Below are 15,089 nucleotides of genomic sequence, written 5' to 3' on the forward strand. Positions count from 1 at the left end.
TTTTTTCGGGGTGTCGGGGCGCCCCAGATCCGCCCTGATCCTCTTCGTCGGCAGCGTCAGGTGTGTATAAGAGACAGGAGCCTCTACTAAGCGCGCGCCCGGCATCAACGTCCCTAAGTTGAACTCGTGACGACCTCACAGTCGCGATCGCGTGCGGGGTCGGTCGTGCTGAACCTGCGGTCGGACAAATGCGTCCTATTGGGTGGGGAGTGCCGGGGGAGCGCTCATTGGACGCCGATGTCCCGGTCATGACCTGGTGATAACGCCTGGGCATGGCCATCGGGGCGGCACACTGGATGATTATGAGGGTTCCTGCGGAGGCGCGCGTCGATCTCGGCGCCATCGGCGACAACATCGGGCTGCTGCGCGAGCGGGTCCGGGGCACCGAGGTCATGGCCATGGTGAAGGCCGAGGCGTACGGGCACGGGCTGGTCGAGGCCGCGGGGGCCGCGCTCGCCGGCGGCGCGACGTGGCTCGGGGTCGCGAAGCTCGCCGAGGCGCTGCGGCTGCGGGACGCGGGCCTCACCGTCCGGACGCTGGTGACCCTCGGCGTGCCGGGCGAGCCCTATGAGGAGGCCGTCGCGCGGGACGTCGACCTCACCGTGGGCGCGGTCTGGCTGCTGGACGAGGTCGTCCAGGCGGCGGAGCGGACGGGGCGCCAGGCGCGGGTGCATCTTAAGGCCGACACGGGCATGTCGCGGGGCGGTGTGAGCGGCGCGGACTGGGAGGTGCTGGTCGACGCGGCGCTCAAGGCGGAGGCCGCCGGACAGGTGCGGGTCGCCGGGGTCATGTCGCACTTCGCCTGCGCGGACGAGCCGGGCCACCCGTCGATCGCGGCGCAGATCGGCGCGTTCACCGAGATGGTCGCGCACGCGGAGAAGGCCGGGGCGCGGTTCGAGGTCCGGCACCTGGCGAACTCGGCGGCGACGCTGACGCTTCCGGAGGCGCGGTTCGACCTCGTCCGGCCCGGGATCGCGACGTACGGGCTGACGCCGGTGCCGCGGCTCGGCACGTTCGGGCTGCGCCCCGCGATGACGCTGGTGGCGGACGCGGCGCTGGTCAAGCGGGTCCCGGCAGGCCGCGGAGTGTCGTACGGTCACACGTACACCACGCGAGCCGCCACGAACCTGGCCGTGGTGCCCGTGGGGTACGGCGACGGGATCCCCAGGCACGGCTCCAACCTCCTGGAGGTCCTCGCGGGTGGACGCCGCAGGACGATCGCCGGGCGGGTCTGCATGGACCAGTTCGTCATCGACCTCGGCGACGACCGGCTGGCGGCGGGTGACGAGATCATCCTGTTCGGGCCGGGCGACCGCGGCGAGCCGACCGCGCAGGAGTGGGCGGACGCCTTGGGAACGATCTCCTATGAGATCGTCACCCGCATCGGGTCCCGGGTGCCGAGGGCGTATCCGGGACGGGCGCTGTAGGGGGCGCGTGCATGGAGGGCAGGAGCAGGCGCCGGATCGGCGTCACCGTGGCGGGCATCGGCGCGGCGGGCGTCGGCGCGGCCGTCGGGCTGCGGCACTTCGCCGTCGGCCGGGTGCGGCTGCGGCCCGACCCGGACGCCGGCGAGCCGTTCGGCGAGCTGCGCGGGCGGGAGCTGACCGTCGAGGCCGGCGACGGCGTCCCGCTGCACGTGGAGATCGACGGCCCCGACGACGCGGGCCTCACCCTGGTGTTCTGCCACGGCTACACCCTCAACCAGGACTCGTGGCACTTCCAGCGCCGCGACCTGCAGGGGTCGCTGCGCATGGTGTTCTGGGACCAGCGCAGCCACGGCCGGTCCGGACGCGGGACGCTGGAGAACGCGACGATCGAGCAGACCGGCGACGACCTGCGCGCCGTGCTGGCGGCGACGGTCGGCCCGGACGAGCCCGTCGTCCTCGTCGGGCACTCCATGGGCGGAATGTCGATCATGGCGCTGGCCGACCGGCATCCCGAGCTGTTCGACCGGCAGGTGGTGGGCGTCGCGCTCGTCAACACGTCCTGCGGCGACCTGGCGGAGATGACGCTGGGGCTGCCGCTGGTGCTGGCGAAGGTCGTCCGGCCGCTGGCGCCCGGCACGCTGCGCGGCCTCGGCCGCCGCGCCGACCTCGTCGAGAAGGCGCGCGGGCTCGGCGCCGACCTCGCGTTCGTCGTCACCCGCAAGATGGCGTTCGCCGACAAGTACGTCAGCCCGTCCGTCGTCGACTTCCTGGAGCAGATGATCAGGGCGACGCCGATCGACGTGATCGCCGAGTTCTACCCGGCGCTGATGGGCCACGACAAGGTCGGCTGCCTGGACGTCCTCGGCAAGGTGCCCGCGGTCGTGGTGGCCGGCGGGCGGGACCGGCTGACCCCGGTCGAGCACGCGCGGCGCATCGCGGCGGCGATGCCGGACGCGGAACTGGTAGAGGTGGAGGTGGCCGGGCACGTGCTGCCGCTGGAGTACCCGGGGGTGGTGACCGGCGCGCTGCGGCGGCTGATCGCCCGGGTCCGGCCCGAGTACGAGGAGGAGCGCACCGCGTGAACGCGATCACCGTCAACGTCCCGACCGCGGCGGACATGCACGAGCTGGGGCTGCGCCTCGCCGGCGTGCTGCGGGCGGGCGACCTGCTCGTGATGACGGGGCATCTCGGGGCGGGCAAGACGACGCTCACCCAGGGGATCGGCGAGGGCCTGAAGATCCGGGGGCCGGTCACCTCGCCGACGTTCGTCATCGCGCGGGTGCACCCCTCGCTCGCCGGGGGGCCGCCGCTGGTGCACGTGGACGCCTACCGGCTGGGCGGTTTCGCGGAACTGGACGACCTCGATCTCGACGCGTCCGTGGCCGAATCGGTGACGATCGTGGAATGGGGAGAAGGGCTCGCGGAGGGCCTTGCCGAAGATCGCCTGGAAGTGATCATTTCGCGCGGGGACGGGGCCGGCGAGGAGCGCGAAGTAAGGATCGTCGGGGTCGGTCATCGCTGGTCCGACCTGGAACTCGACGCCGGGTGAGGGCCCGCGGGCAACTTCCGCGGTTTTTGCCATCCGGGATGGACCACTTTACGGCTACATGTCGTACTCTTTGCCGGAACAAGCCTCACCTACGTGACATATCGATTTCCTAACGGGAGTGGGAACCGGTGAGTGGTAGCCATCGCAGCGGTAGTGACCGCGACAGCTACCGTGGTTCGGGCGGTGGCCAAGGGCCAGGCGGCGGTTACCGGCCGGACGGCGGTGGATACGGCACGGACGGCGACGAGTACGGGCCGTACCCTGGCCGGGACTCCGGCCGCACCTCGGGAACCGGCGGTTACGAGACCGGCGGTTACGGGACGACCGGCGGATACGAGACCGGCGGATACGAGACGACCGGCGGTTACGAGACGGGCGGTTACGGGTCCGCGCAATCAGGTAGCGGTCCCTACCAGAGGGACAGCGGCCCTTATCAGCAGGGCTCCGGCACGTACCGTCCCGAGTCCGGCCAGTACCGGCCGGAACAGTCCGGCCAGTACCGGCCGGAGCCGGGTTCGTACCAGCAGGAGGGGCCGTACCAGCAGGACAGCGGGCGCTACGGTCGCGGGGGCGGCCCGTACCAGCGGGAGAGCGGCCCCTACCAGCGCGAGATCGGCCCGTACGAGACCGGTAGCGGCGGTCACCGCTCCGACACGGGCGGCTACCGGTCCGACAGCGGCGGATACGGGACCGACACCGGCGGCTATCGCACCGGCGGCCGCCGGTCCGACAGCGGTGGTTACCGCTCCGGAAGCAGCGGCTACCGCACCGGCAGCCACCGGGTGTCGCGCGAGCGCGGCGGCGGCCGGCGCCTCGGCGTCATCATGGGCGGCATCCTCGCCGGCATCGCCGTCTGCGTCCTCGCGGTGGTCGTCATCCTCGGCGGTGTCGGCGCGAGCGGCGACAAGGACGGCGGCGACATCGTCGGCAGCGGCGCCGCCGAGAGCTCCCCGACGGCGAAGGGCGAGCGCTCCGTCGTCCCCGACTCCTGCACGATCGTCCCCCAGGACCTGATCGACCGGCTGGCGCCCGGCTCCGAGCGCACCCAGGCCGACAACTACCAGAGCAGCGAGCGGCAGAACCAGTGCGTGTGGGGCGCCTACGCGGGCGACACCAAGCGGCAGCTCACCGTCGAGCTGCGTGCGATCGAGGGCAGCGCCGACCAGACGCCCACGGCCGCCGCGACGAAGACGTTCACGTCCGAGCGCGGCGCCGACGAGTCCGGCAAGGCACTGCTGCCCGGCCAGAAGCTCACCGACAAGATCCGCCTTGAGGGCGTCGGCGACGACGGCTACATCGTCTACAGCGTCGACGGCAAGCAGGGCGCGGGAGAGTCCGTCGGCAACGTCCGGCTCGCGAACGTCCTGATCACGATCCACTACTCGGGCTCCGACGACGGCGACCCGCTGTCGTCCAAGTCCGCGACGGACGGCGCCACCGACGTCGCCAAGGCCGTGATCCAGGCGCTCAACCAGGGCTGAACCACCGGGGCCCGCCTGACCGGTAGGCTTACAACCCGTGCTGGTCTTGGCTTTCGATACCGCGACCGCCGCGATCACCGTGGCGCTGTACGAGTGGATTCCGGGTGAGGGCGCCGTGCCGCGCGGCGTGGCCGAGGCCGTCGACCGGCGCAGGCATACCGAACTGCTCACCCCGTCCATCGCGCAGGTGCTGGCGGAGGCCGGCGCGGCGCCGGACGACCTCAGCGCGATCGCCGTCGGCGTCGGGCCCGGCCCGTACACGGGGCTGCGCGTCGGGCTGGTCACCGCGCGCGCCATGGGCGAGGCCCTGAGCGTCCCCGTGCACGGTGTCTGCACCCTGGACATCATCGCGTGGGCCACCGGCCGGGACGAGCCGTTCGTCGTCGCCACCGATGCCCGCCGCAAGGAGGTCTACTGGGCGCGCTACGACTCGGCCCGCGCGCGCGCCACCGGACCCGCCGTGGGCCCACCGTCGGACGTCCCGGAAGGCCTGCCCGTCGTCGGTGAGGGCGCCGCCCTCTACCCGGAGGTGCTCGGCTCCGACCACGAACCGCTGCTGCCGACCGCCGGCGCCCTCGCGGAGCTGACCGTCGCGCGCCTCGCCGGCCACAAGGTGCCCGAACTCCTCCCGCCGGAACCGCTCTACCTGCGCAGGCCGGACGCGAAGGAGCCGGGCCCCCGCAAGAAGGTGACACCGGCATGACCGATGTCGTCGTGCGGCCCATGACGGACGAGGACCTCCCGTCCGTCCACCGGCTGGAGGAGGCCCTGTTCCCCGAGGACGCGTGGAGCGAGGAGATGCTCCGCGGCGAGCTCGCCGACCAGCCGCGCACCCGGCACTACGTCGTCGCGGCGGAGCCCGGCGGCGAGATCGTCGGCTACGCGGGCCTCGCGGCGGCGGGCGGGCAGGCCGACGTGCAGACCATCGGGGTGCGCGCCGACCGCCGCAAGGACGGCATCGGCGCGGCGCTGCTCACCGAGCTGCTGAACGAGGCCGTCCGCCGCAACAGCGAGGCGGTGTTCCTGGAGGTCCGCGCCGACAACGACGCCGCGCACCGCCTCTACGAGCGGTTCGGCTTCGTCAGGGTCGGCCTCCGCAAGCGCTACTACCAGCCCTCGGACGTGGACGCGATCGTGATGAGCCGCCCGCTCAACCGCCGTCCGCCCATGGGCTTCAACAGGACGGGGAGCGGGGAGACGTGATGATTCGGGACGAGCCGCTGGTGCTCGGGATCGAGACCTCGTGCGACGAGACCGGGGTCGGGATCGTGCGCGGCCACACGCTGCTGGCGGACGCGATCGCCTCCAGCGTCGACCAGCACGCCCGCTTCGGCGGCGTGGTGCCGGAGGTCGCGTCGCGCGCGCACCTGGAGGCGATGGGGCCGACCATCGACCGCGCGCTCGCGGACGCCGGCGTGAAGTTCACCGACGTGGACGCGTTCGCCGTCACCGCCGGCCCGGGCCTGCCGGGCGCGCTGATGGTGGGCGTCGCCGCCGCCAAGGCGTACGCGCTGTCCCTCGGCAAGCCGCTGTACGGCGTCAACCACCTGGCCGCGCACGTGTGCGTCGACCAGCTCGAACACGGCCCGCTGCCCAAGCCCTGCGTGGCGCTGCTGGTGTCGGGCGGCCACTCCTCGATCCTGCTCGTCCCGGACGTGGCGGGCGAGGTCCACTCGCTCGGCAGCACGGTGGACGACGCGGCCGGCGAGGCGTTCGACAAGGTCGCGCGCGTCCTCGACCTCGGCTTCCCGGGCGGCCCGATCATCGACCGCATGGCCCGCGAGGGCGACCCCGCCGCGATCGCCTTCCCGCGCGGCAAGTACAAGGACGGCACCTACGACTTCTCGTTCTCCGGCCTGAAGACGGCGGTCGCCCGCTGGGTCGAGGCGAAGGAACGCGCCGGCGAGCCCGTCCCCGTCTCCGACGTGGCCGCGTCCTTCCAGGAGGCCGTCGTCGACGTCCTGACCCAGAAGGCGTTGAAGGTCTGCAAGGACAACGACGTCCACGACCTGCTGATAGGCGGCGGCGTGGCTGCCAACTCCCGCCTGCGCACGCTCGCCGCCGAACGCTGCGAAGCCGCAGGCGTGCGCCTCCGCGTCCCGCGCCCGAAACTCTGCACCGACAACGGCGCCATGGTCGCCGCCCTGGGCTCCGAGCTGGTCGCCTCCGGCCGGGCCCCCTCGGACCTGCAACTACCGGCAGACTCCAGCCTCCCGATAGAGACCATCACCCTCTGACGGTCAGCACTCCGACAGGAGTTGCGCGAGGTAGTCCTCGAAGAGGGGGACTTTGGCCTCGTCCATCGTGTTGTCGGCGGTTTCGGGGAGCAGGTCCAGGAGGCAGCGGACGTCCCAGTACGGGGCGTGGGTGTGGCCGCCGGAGACCTGGTCGAAGGCGGAGAGGAAGCGGTCGGCGACCGAGGTGCCGTAGCGGAGGGCCAGGCCGCGGCGCATGCAGGCGATGTCGACGGCGACCGGGCCGGACGAGGAGTCCGACCAGTCGACGACGCCGGTGAGCTTGCCGTAGGACCACAGCGTGTTGTCGGCGTGGTAGTCGCGGTGGATGAAGCGGGCGGGCGCCTCCGGGGCGGGACGGGCGGCGACCTCGAAGGCGCGTTCCCACAGGGCGGGGCGGAGCGCGTGCTTGGGCGGGCGGCGCACGTCGAGCCGGTTGTGCGGGACGTACGGGGGCATCGTGGACGCCCCGTTCAGCGCGTGCACGGCCAGCAGCGCGGCGGCCAGCTGGATGAGGTATTCGGGCAGGTCGTCGGGGGACGGCCGGGGCGGGTGGCCGGCCAGCCGGGTGATGAGCAGGGTCGGGACGTCGCAGTAGGCGCCGGCGGGGTCGGCGGCGACGAGCGCCGGGGTGGGGATCTCGCAGCCGGCGAGGAGCGCCAGCGCGGCGATCTCCCGCTCGGGGGAGAAGTCGGGCGAGGTGGCGCGGGACGTCCAGCGGCGCAGCACGAGGCGGTGGGCGCTGCCCGCGCCGCTCTCCACCAGCAGGGCGTGGTTGGCGTGCGCGGTCCCGCCGGCGAGCGGCCGCACCATGCGGACCTCGGCGCCCTTGCCGAGGCACTCCTCGACCCAGCGCAGGGTCGGGTGGCCGGGCGGGGCGCCGGTCGGCAGGCAGGGAGCCGGTGTGCGAGTCACCTGATCCATGAAAACGGATTCCGAAGGGTATTGGGAGTGATTTTGCGAAGACGGAACGTAACAGAATGCACGTCAGGGGCCTGACGTGCAGGAGCACCTTCGGTCGTCGCGGCCGTTTGCCGGACAAACGCCGCGGATTCCGTTGGGTATCCGTAAACGGCCGGGTGGGGCCCGCGCGGCCCCACCCGGTGACCGATCAGTCCTTCGGGTCGCGGCGCGGGCGCAGCAGCGCCTCGGCCAGCGCGAGCATCGTCTCCTCAAGGGTGGACAGCCGCTTCAGCACGTCCTCGTGCACCGCGTTGACCTGCTTGGACACGTCGTCGTGGACGCCGTCCACCTTGCGGCCGACCTCGTCCTCGACGTGCAGGAAGCGCTTGGCGAACTCGGCCTGCGCGGCGTCGGCGCGCCGCCCGGCCTCGTCCTGCATGCCCTCCACGCGCCGCGCGAACTCCGCCTGGACGCCGCCGACCTGCCGCGCGACGTCCTCCTGCATGTTGCCGACCTGCTTGGCGACGTCGTCGTGGATGCTGCCGACCTGCCGGGTGACGTCCTCGTGGATGTCGCCGATCCGCTTGCCGAAGTCGTCGTGGACATTGCCGACCTGCCGCGTCACCTCGCTGTGCACCGACTCGACCTGCTTGGCGACGTCGGCGTGCACCGACTCGACGCGGCGGGAGACGAGGTCGACCTGCGCGGTGAACTCCTCCAGCGCGCCGTCGACCCGCTTGGCGACCTCCTCGTGGATGTTCTCGATGCGCTTGCGGACGTCCTCGTGCACGTCCTCGAACCGGCGGGAGAACTCGTCCATGCGCTTGGCGACGTCGCTGTAGGCGGTCTCGGCGATCTGCGACATGGTCGCCTTGACCTCGTCGCGGTCCGGCCGGGCGCGCAGCTCCTCGATCAGCGGGTCGACCGCCTCGGCGAGGTGCTTCTCCAGCGCGTCGAACCGGTCGCCGTACTCGGCGGCGGGACGCTCGGCCAGGTCGCGCAGCACGCGATGCAGCTCGGCGATCTCCAGCGTGTCGGGCAGCCTGGCGATCCGCTCGCCGACCCCGTCGATGCGGCCGTCGAGGCTCTCGAACCGGCCGTCCAGGCCCTCCAGCTTGCCGGACAGCCCTTCGAGCCGGCCGTCGACGCCGTCGAGGCGCCCGTCCAGCCCGTCCAGCCGGCCGCCGACGCCCTCGACCCGGCCGTTGACCGCCCCAAGGCCCTGCTCCATCCGCTCGGCCATCTCGCCGAGCGACTGGTCGACCCGCGCCGTGACCCCGTTGATCGAGTGCTCCAGCCGCTCGGACCGGTGGCCCAGCTCCGCGAGCGACTTGTCGAGCCGGTTGAAGCGGACGGACGCGGCCTCCATGCTGCCCTGGAGCTTGTCCAGCCGCTTGGTCATCTCGTCCATGCGCTGGGACGCCTGGCGGGTGGCGTCCGTGATCTGCTGCGCCGAGTCGAGGACGGCCTGGATCCGGGTCAGGCCCTCGTCGACGTTCTCGGCGACGACCCCGACGTCGGCCCACAGGGCGGGCAACTCGGCGACCGGCTTGACCCGCTCGCCGAACGACTCGATGTGCTCGGCCAGTCCTTCGGCCCATTCCGGGGGCTTGCCGGACAGCTCGTCGACCTGCCCGCGGACGCTCTCCAGCTGCCCGGTCAGCCCGCTGAGCTCCCGCTCGCGGACCTCGCGGAGCAGCCACTCCATGCCTTCCAGCCGCTGCCGAATCTCGTCCAGGACCTGCCCCTGGGAGCGCTGTTCGTAGACGTGGTCCTGCGCCGCACGGGCGAGCAACTCCCGCATCCGATCCGAGACCGGTTGACCCCCCGTCTGCAGGAAGTTGTGATTCGTTTCCACCCGACGCTCCTTCGTGTGCCGGCGTGACGAAATGACGCGCGGCAAATGAATCTCTGGAGTGGCCACTGTAGTGCGTGTAGAGCACCGCTAAAACGGGTAGCAGAGAAGATTGCGAGTTCTGCGGAATGCGCCTGTTATCCGGCTGGGGCGAATAGCGAGAAATAGCCGGGTGCAGGGCGATTACCCGCTTCGCGGCAATCACGATGATCGTGGGGATGTGGCCGGGGTGTGCCGTGGGTCCGGGGCGGCGCCGTGTCCGTACATCTCGTCCAACATGGGCAGTTCCCGAACCGGCCGTGGATACGGACGGCCGACGCGTGTCCGTGCGGACGTGAGGCCGCCGGACGGGCCCGGGCCCTATTTCGGAGGGTATTTCATGGCGTCGAAGTCCCCGCCGCTGAACCTGCCTTGGCGTTTTCGGGTGCGTTGATCTCGGCGCGCCGATTCGCGGCCGGTGCCGCGCCCTTGCCGGGCGCCCGCAATCCCTGGTGAACGCGATGCCGGAAAACGCCGATGATTTGCACCGCCGTGGCGCGTCGCCCGGTCCCGCTTGGTGTTGCCCGCCCGGGCGGAAGATCTTTGGGCACGGTTGCCGGCCGGCCGCCGCGCTGGGCGGGTCAGGCCGCCGGGACGGGACGGGTGAGGAGGGCGACCGGGTCTTGCCCGACGCGCGTCACGACCAGCGTCAGCTCCGCGCCGCCCCGGCCGCCTTTGCGCCCGCCGAAGCCGAGGTCGCGCCGGAGCCGGTCGACGTCGACGGCCGAGCCGCGCTTCTTGACGGTCAGCACGCCGACCTCGCGGCGCCGCAACTCGGCCTTCAGACGCTTCACGGAGAACGGCAGTACGTCCTCGACCTCGTAGGCGGACGCGAACGGCGTCGGACATAGCCGATCGGACGTGATGTACGCGATGTGCGAATCCGCGAGCCCACCGCCGACCAGCGCTGCCACCTCACCCACCAGATGGGCACGTATTACGGCCCCGTCGGGCTCGTATAGATATCGGCCCCACGCGCGTACATCTGGGACGTCCGACCCTTGCGGCGTCAGCGTCCAGACCTCCGGATCGGTGTCGGACGAGAGCAGCGTCGCTCGGCGACCCACGTCCCCCGCCAGCGAACCCAGCCAGAGGGCCGCCTCCTTGACGTCACCGTGGACCGACACCCACTCGGCCTCTGCGCCGTCCGGTACAGCTTCATGCGGTATGCCGGGCGCCACCTTGACGCAGGCCGCAGGCACCTTTCCAGCCAGATCCAGGACGATGTCAAGCGGAGGCTCATAGGAGCGGGGATCGAAGACTCTGCCGCGCGCGGTACGTCGTCCAGGGTCGGCGAACACTGCGTCGAACCCGTCTACGGCGGCTTTGGTGGCGTCCCCAACGCGCACAGAGGCGTCGAGTCCAAATGCGGCCACGTTCGCCTGCGCGACCTCAGCCGTCAACGGGTCGAGCTCCACACCCTCCCCCGTGAGCCCCGCGCGCCCCCGCGAGATGAGGTCGGCTCCTATCCCGCACCCAAGTTCCAGTACATGCGCGCCGTCCAGATGGGTAGCGAACCGTTGGGCCCTATGCGCCGCCACACTCGCACGGGTCGCCTGCTCAAGTCCCGCTTGCGTGAAGTACATGCGGTCGGCGTCCGGACCGAACTTGGTCCGCGCGCGCTCTCGCAGCCGCACTTCCGTGAGCGCCGCGGCGACGAGTTCGGCATCGTGCCGTTCGCGCAGCCGGGACGCCGTCGCGAGCAGTGCGTCCTCGCGCACGTCCGCGGCGGCCGCCTCGGCGAGGACCGCCTGGCCGGACGGGGTGCGCAGGGCCCGGAACGACGCGATGTCCATGAGGGGAAGTTAGCGGTCGGTGAACACTGCCCCGTGCGCCCGTGTCCGTGTTGACGCACTCACGGGCACGGAATAGTCTCCATGACTGGCACTCTCGTAGTGAGAGTGCCAACACAGCGACAAGGTCGGTCTGGCACCCGCGACGGCAGGCCGGTCCAGGGTCGCCTCTTCTGTCACATGTGCTGGCCGGTCATCCGTGGCCGGCCGAGGACCAATCGAAGGGGAGGTCAGATCGTGACGACCGCCACCAAGGTTGTTCTCAAGCCGCTTGAGGACCGCATCGTCGTCCAGCCGCTTGAGGCCGAGACCACCACCGCGTCGGGCCTGGTGATCCCGGACACCGCGAAGGAGAAGCCCCAGGAGGGCGCCGTCATCGCGGTGGGCCCGGGCCGCGTCGACGACAAGGGCGAGCGCGTCCCGGTCGACGTCAAGGTCGGCGAGGTCGTGCTCTACAGCAAGTACGGCGGCACCGAGGTCAAGTACAACAACGAGGAGTACCTCGTCCTCTCGGCCCGCGACGTGCTCGCGGTCATCGAGAAGTAATCACCGAGACGTGATGCACCCGCCCCGGTCGGCGCCGCCTTCGGCGGGGCTGCCGGGGCGGATCGCGTACTAAGGAGTATCCGCATGGCGAAGATCCTGGAGTTCGAGGAGGACGCTCGCCGGGCTCTTGAGCGCGGCGTCAACGCTCTCGCGGACGCCGTCAAGGTGACGATCGGCCCGCGCGGCCGCAACGTCGTCATCGACAAGAAGTTCGGCGCGCCGACGATCACCAACGACGGCGTCACCATCGCCCGCGAGGTGGAGCTGGAGGACCCCTACGAGAACCTCGGGGCCCAGCTCGCCAAGGAAGTGGCGACCAAGACCAACGACATCGCGGGCGACGGCACCACCACGGCGACCGTCCTCGCGCAGGCGCTGGTCCGGGAGGGCACCCGCAACGTGGCGGCCGGCGCGTCCCCGCTCGCGCTCAAGCGCGGCATCGACGCGGCCGCCCAGTACGTGTCCGACCAGCTGCTGAAGTCGGCCCGCGAGATCGTGGAGAAGGACGAGATCGCGCACGTCGCGACCATCTCCGCGCAGGACTCGCAGATCGGCGAGCTGATCGCCGAGGCGTTCGAGAAGGTCGGCAAGGACGGCGTCATCACCGTCGAGGAGGCCCACACGATGGGCCTCGAACTGGAGTTCACCGAGGGCCTCCAGTTCGACAAGGGCTACCTGTCGCCGCACATGGTCACCGACCACGAGCGCATGGAGGCCGTCCTGGAGGACGCCTACGTCCTCATCGTGGACGGCAAGATCTCCAACGTGCAGGAGTTCCTGCCGCTGGCCGAGAAGGTCGCGCAGACCAAGAAGCCGCTGCTCGTCGTGGCCGAGGACGTCGAGGGCGAGGCCCTGGCGCTGCTCGTCGCCAACAAGATCCGCGGCACGTTCACGTCCGTCGCGGTGAAGGCGCCCGGCTTCGGCGACCGCCGCAAGGCGATGCTCGGCGACATGGCCACCCTCACCGGCGGCCAGGTCGTCAGCGAGGCCATCGGCCTCAAGCTCGACTCCATCGGGCTGGAGGACCTCGGCCGCGCCCGCCGCATCACCGTCACCAAGGACGCCACCACCATCGTGGACGGTGAGGGCTCCGCCGACGAGATCACCGCGCGGGTCAACCAGATCAAGGTCGAGATCGAGAACTCCGACTCCGACTGGGACCGCGAGAAGCTGCAGGAGCGCCTGGCCAAGCTGGCCGGCGGGGTCTGCGTGCTGCGCGTCGGCGCCGCCACCGAGGTGGAGCTGAAGGAGAAGAAGCACCGCCTGGAGGACGCCATCTCGGCGACCCGCGCGGCGATCGAGGAGGGCATCGTCTCCGGCGGCGGCAGCGCGCTGGTGCACGTCGCCAAGGAGGGCTTCGACACGCTCGGCCTGTCCGGCGACGAGGCCACCGGCGCCGAGGCCGTCCGCCGCGCGCTGGCCGAGCCGCTCCGCTGGATCTCCGAGAACGCCGGCCAGGAGGGCTACGTCGTCGTCTCCAAGGTGCAGGCGCTGCAGGCCGGCCACGGCTACAACGCCGCGACCGACGAGTACGGCGACCTGATCGCCCAGGGCGTCATCGACCCGGTGAAGGTGACCCGCTCCGCGGTCACCAACGCCGCCTCGATCGCCGGCATGCTGCTCACCACCGAGGCGCTCGTCGTCGACAAGCCCGAGGAAGAGGAGCCCGCCGCCGGCGGCCACGGCCACGGTCACGGCCACGGCCACTGACCCACCGGAGCATTCCTCCGCCCTAACGACCCCCGCCCACCCCGGGCGGGGGTCGTTGCCATCCCCACACCCCACGCGGCACGAGCCGCCCACACACAACCTCCCCAAACAACAACCGTCTCCACCCCGCACCGACCGTCCGGTGCCGCCCACACCGCCCCACGCGGGGCGTGCCGTCTGCGCGCGCCCTGCCCGAGCAACGGCCGCCCCCACTCCGCACCGACCGTCCGGCACCGCCCACCCCATCCCACGCGGGACGTGCCGTCAACGCGCATCCCGCCTGAGGGACGGCCGTCTTCACCCCGTACTGAGCCGGCGGTGCCGCCCACACCGCCCCACGCGGGGCGTGCCGTCTGCGCGTGACCTGCTCGGGGGGACGGCCGACCGGCTTGCGCCGTACCGGGTGGGACGGTGCCGTCTGCGCCTGTTCCTGGACGGAGCGTGCCGTTTGCGGTCGGGGTTCTCGCGGTGGGGGATTGGCGGGTCGCGGTCGTGGCCCAAGCCGGAGCGGCTGTTATGTCGGCAAATGAGGCCTTTTTGGCTTGGTGTGTGGATTGGTGTCGCGTGACGGTGGGGGGTGGAACGAGCGCGGTGCGTAGTATTCCCAGGTTCGTTCCAGCACTGTGACCATTCCGTTGTAAACGACGGGGCAGACACGCCCGGCGGTGCTGGGCATCATGCTTGACGTGACCGAGGGATGCTACGCCGGGACCATGACCGCGCGCGCTGCCGGACCCTCGGGAGGGCCGGCCCCTCCGCCACCCCGCGACACCGGTCGCGGGGGGCGGGCGCTGCGCGCGGCGGACGCGGGCGACGGCGACCTCAAGGAGCTGACGAACCTCGCCGTGCAGGGCGATCCGGGCGCCATCGAGGTCCTCATCGCCGAGGTGCGTCCCATGATCGTCCGGTACTGCCGGGCACGGCTCGGCCGCGTCTCCGGGCAGTACCACATCGCCGACGACGTGGCCCAGGAGGTGTGCATCGCCGTCCTGTCGGCGCTGCCGCGCTACCGGGACATGGGCCGTCCCTTCGCGTCCTTCGTCTTCGGCATCGCCGCGCACAAGATCGCCGACGCGCTGCGCAGCGCGGTGCGCGCGGCCGTGCCCACCGAGGACCTGCCGGACGGTCCCGACGACCGTCCCGGCCCCGAGGAGACGGTGGTGCGCTACATCGAGGCGCAGCGCGCCCGCGACCTGCTGACCCGGCTGCCCGACCACCAGCGCGAACTGGTGCTGCTGCGGGTCGTCGCGGGGCTGTCGGCCGAGGAGACGGGCAACGTGCTCGGCATGTCCGCGGGCGCGGTGCGGGTCGCGCAGCACCGGGCCCTGGCGCGGCTCCGGGCGATGGCCAGAGAGGAGTCGATCGCTTGACGGAGCGAGGCCCCGGCACCGGCATCGGGGGCGCCCCGAATCCGGCGGAGCCCGCGCACTCCGGCGATGCCCCGGCCCCGGCCGCCCCGGCCCGGGCCGGGGCAGCCCCGCTGGCCCTTATACACCTCTGACGCTGCCCCCAAGAGGGAAGCGGAACTCCCAGTACAACCCACATCCTACAA

At 71.6% G+C, this 15,089-nt stretch carries 14 protein-coding genes; 11 read left to right on the forward strand and 3 right to left on the reverse strand.

All coding sequences use genetic code 11. From position 1 onward, the window contains the following. Positions 1 to 302 precede the first annotated feature (302 nt). From alr to tsaD, 7 genes are all read left to right on the forward strand, one after another. A complete protein-coding gene (alr, locus tag HUX53_RS10805) occupies positions 303 to 1,427 on the forward strand; it encodes an alanine racemase (protein WP_176403026.1) in 1,125 nt (374 codons plus the stop codon). A gap of 11 nt (positions 1,428 to 1,438) precedes the next feature. Further along, positions 1,439 to 2,509, forward strand: a complete 1,071-nt coding sequence (locus HUX53_RS10810; protein WP_176403027.1) for an alpha/beta fold hydrolase — start codon at positions 1,439 to 1,441, stop codon at positions 2,507 to 2,509. Between the two features lie 35 nt (positions 2,510 to 2,544). Beyond that, complete coding sequence (gene tsaE / locus HUX53_RS10815) at positions 2,545 to 2,976, forward strand: tRNA (adenosine(37)-N6)-threonylcarbamoyltransferase complex ATPase subunit type 1 TsaE (protein ID WP_176403036.1); 432 nt, start codon at positions 2,545 to 2,547, stop codon at positions 2,974 to 2,976. Positions 2,977 to 3,104: 128 nt separating this feature from the next. Beyond that, on the forward strand, positions 3,105 to 4,457 hold the full coding sequence (locus tag HUX53_RS10820) for a hypothetical protein (protein ID WP_176403028.1): 1,353 nt from the start codon (positions 3,105 to 3,107) through the stop codon (positions 4,455 to 4,457). A 37-nt stretch (positions 4,458 to 4,494) separates the two neighbouring features. Continuing rightward, positions 4,495 to 5,160, forward strand: a complete 666-nt coding sequence (gene tsaB, locus HUX53_RS10825; protein ID WP_176403029.1) for a tRNA (adenosine(37)-N6)-threonylcarbamoyltransferase complex dimerization subunit type 1 TsaB — start codon at positions 4,495 to 4,497, stop codon at positions 5,158 to 5,160. Continuing rightward, entirely contained in the window at positions 5,157 to 5,660 is a 504-nt protein-coding gene (gene rimI / locus HUX53_RS10830) for a ribosomal protein S18-alanine N-acetyltransferase (protein WP_176403030.1), read from the forward strand. The genes tsaB and rimI overlap by 4 nt, the downstream gene beginning before the upstream one ends. Next, positions 5,660 to 6,694: a tRNA (adenosine(37)-N6)-threonylcarbamoyltransferase complex transferase subunit TsaD gene (gene tsaD / locus HUX53_RS10835; protein WP_176403031.1), complete on the forward strand. Its 1,035-nt coding sequence runs from the start codon at positions 5,660 to 5,662 to the stop codon at positions 6,692 to 6,694. Before rimI ends, tsaD begins: the two co-directional genes overlap by 1 nt. Positions 6,695 to 6,697: 3 nt before the next feature. Here the strand turns inward: tsaD and HUX53_RS10840 are convergent, their stop codons facing one another. The 3 genes from HUX53_RS10840 to HUX53_RS10850 all read right to left on the reverse strand — a co-directional run bounded on the left by HUX53_RS10840 (position 6,698) and on the right by HUX53_RS10850 (position 11,284). After that, positions 6,698 to 7,615: a phosphotransferase family protein gene (locus tag HUX53_RS10840; protein ID WP_176403032.1), complete on the reverse strand. Its 918-nt coding sequence runs from the start codon at positions 7,613 to 7,615 to the stop codon at positions 6,698 to 6,700. Between the two features lie 187 nt (positions 7,616 to 7,802). Beyond that, positions 7,803 to 9,452: a hypothetical protein gene (locus tag HUX53_RS10845; protein WP_309237161.1), complete on the reverse strand. Its 1,650-nt coding sequence runs from the start codon at positions 9,450 to 9,452 to the stop codon at positions 7,803 to 7,805. 617 nt (positions 9,453 to 10,069) lie between these two features. After that, a complete protein-coding gene (locus HUX53_RS10850; RefSeq protein WP_176403033.1) occupies positions 10,070 to 11,284 on the reverse strand; it encodes a class I SAM-dependent methyltransferase in 1,215 nt (404 codons plus the stop codon). Positions 11,285 to 11,515: 231 nt separating this feature from the next. Here HUX53_RS10850 and groES point away from each other — a divergent pair, with 231 nt between their 5' ends. The 4 genes from groES (at position 11,516) to HUX53_RS40945 (ending at position 15,038) form a co-directional block, all read left to right on the forward strand. Continuing rightward, positions 11,516 to 11,827: a co-chaperone GroES gene (gene groES / locus HUX53_RS10855; RefSeq protein WP_309237163.1), complete on the forward strand. Its 312-nt coding sequence runs from the start codon at positions 11,516 to 11,518 to the stop codon at positions 11,825 to 11,827. Between the two features lie 84 nt (positions 11,828 to 11,911). Next, on the forward strand, positions 11,912 to 13,537 hold the full coding sequence (gene groL / locus HUX53_RS10860; RefSeq protein WP_176403035.1) for a chaperonin GroEL: 1,626 nt from the start codon (positions 11,912 to 11,914) through the stop codon (positions 13,535 to 13,537). Between the two features lie 686 nt (positions 13,538 to 14,223). Beyond that, positions 14,224 to 14,907: a sigma-70 family RNA polymerase sigma factor gene (locus HUX53_RS10865; protein ID WP_309237162.1), complete on the forward strand. Its 684-nt coding sequence runs from the start codon at positions 14,224 to 14,226 to the stop codon at positions 14,905 to 14,907. Continuing rightward, positions 14,904 to 15,038 (forward strand): hypothetical protein, encoded by a 135-nt coding sequence (locus tag HUX53_RS40945; protein ID WP_255205132.1) that lies wholly within the window; start codon positions 14,904 to 14,906, stop codon positions 15,036 to 15,038. Before HUX53_RS10865 ends, HUX53_RS40945 begins: the two co-directional genes overlap by 4 nt. Positions 15,039 to 15,089 lie beyond the last annotated feature (51 nt).

Source organism: Actinomadura sp. BRA 177 (assembly GCF_013372625.1).
Classification (GTDB): domain Bacteria; phylum Actinomycetota; class Actinomycetes; order Streptosporangiales; family Streptosporangiaceae; genus Spirillospora.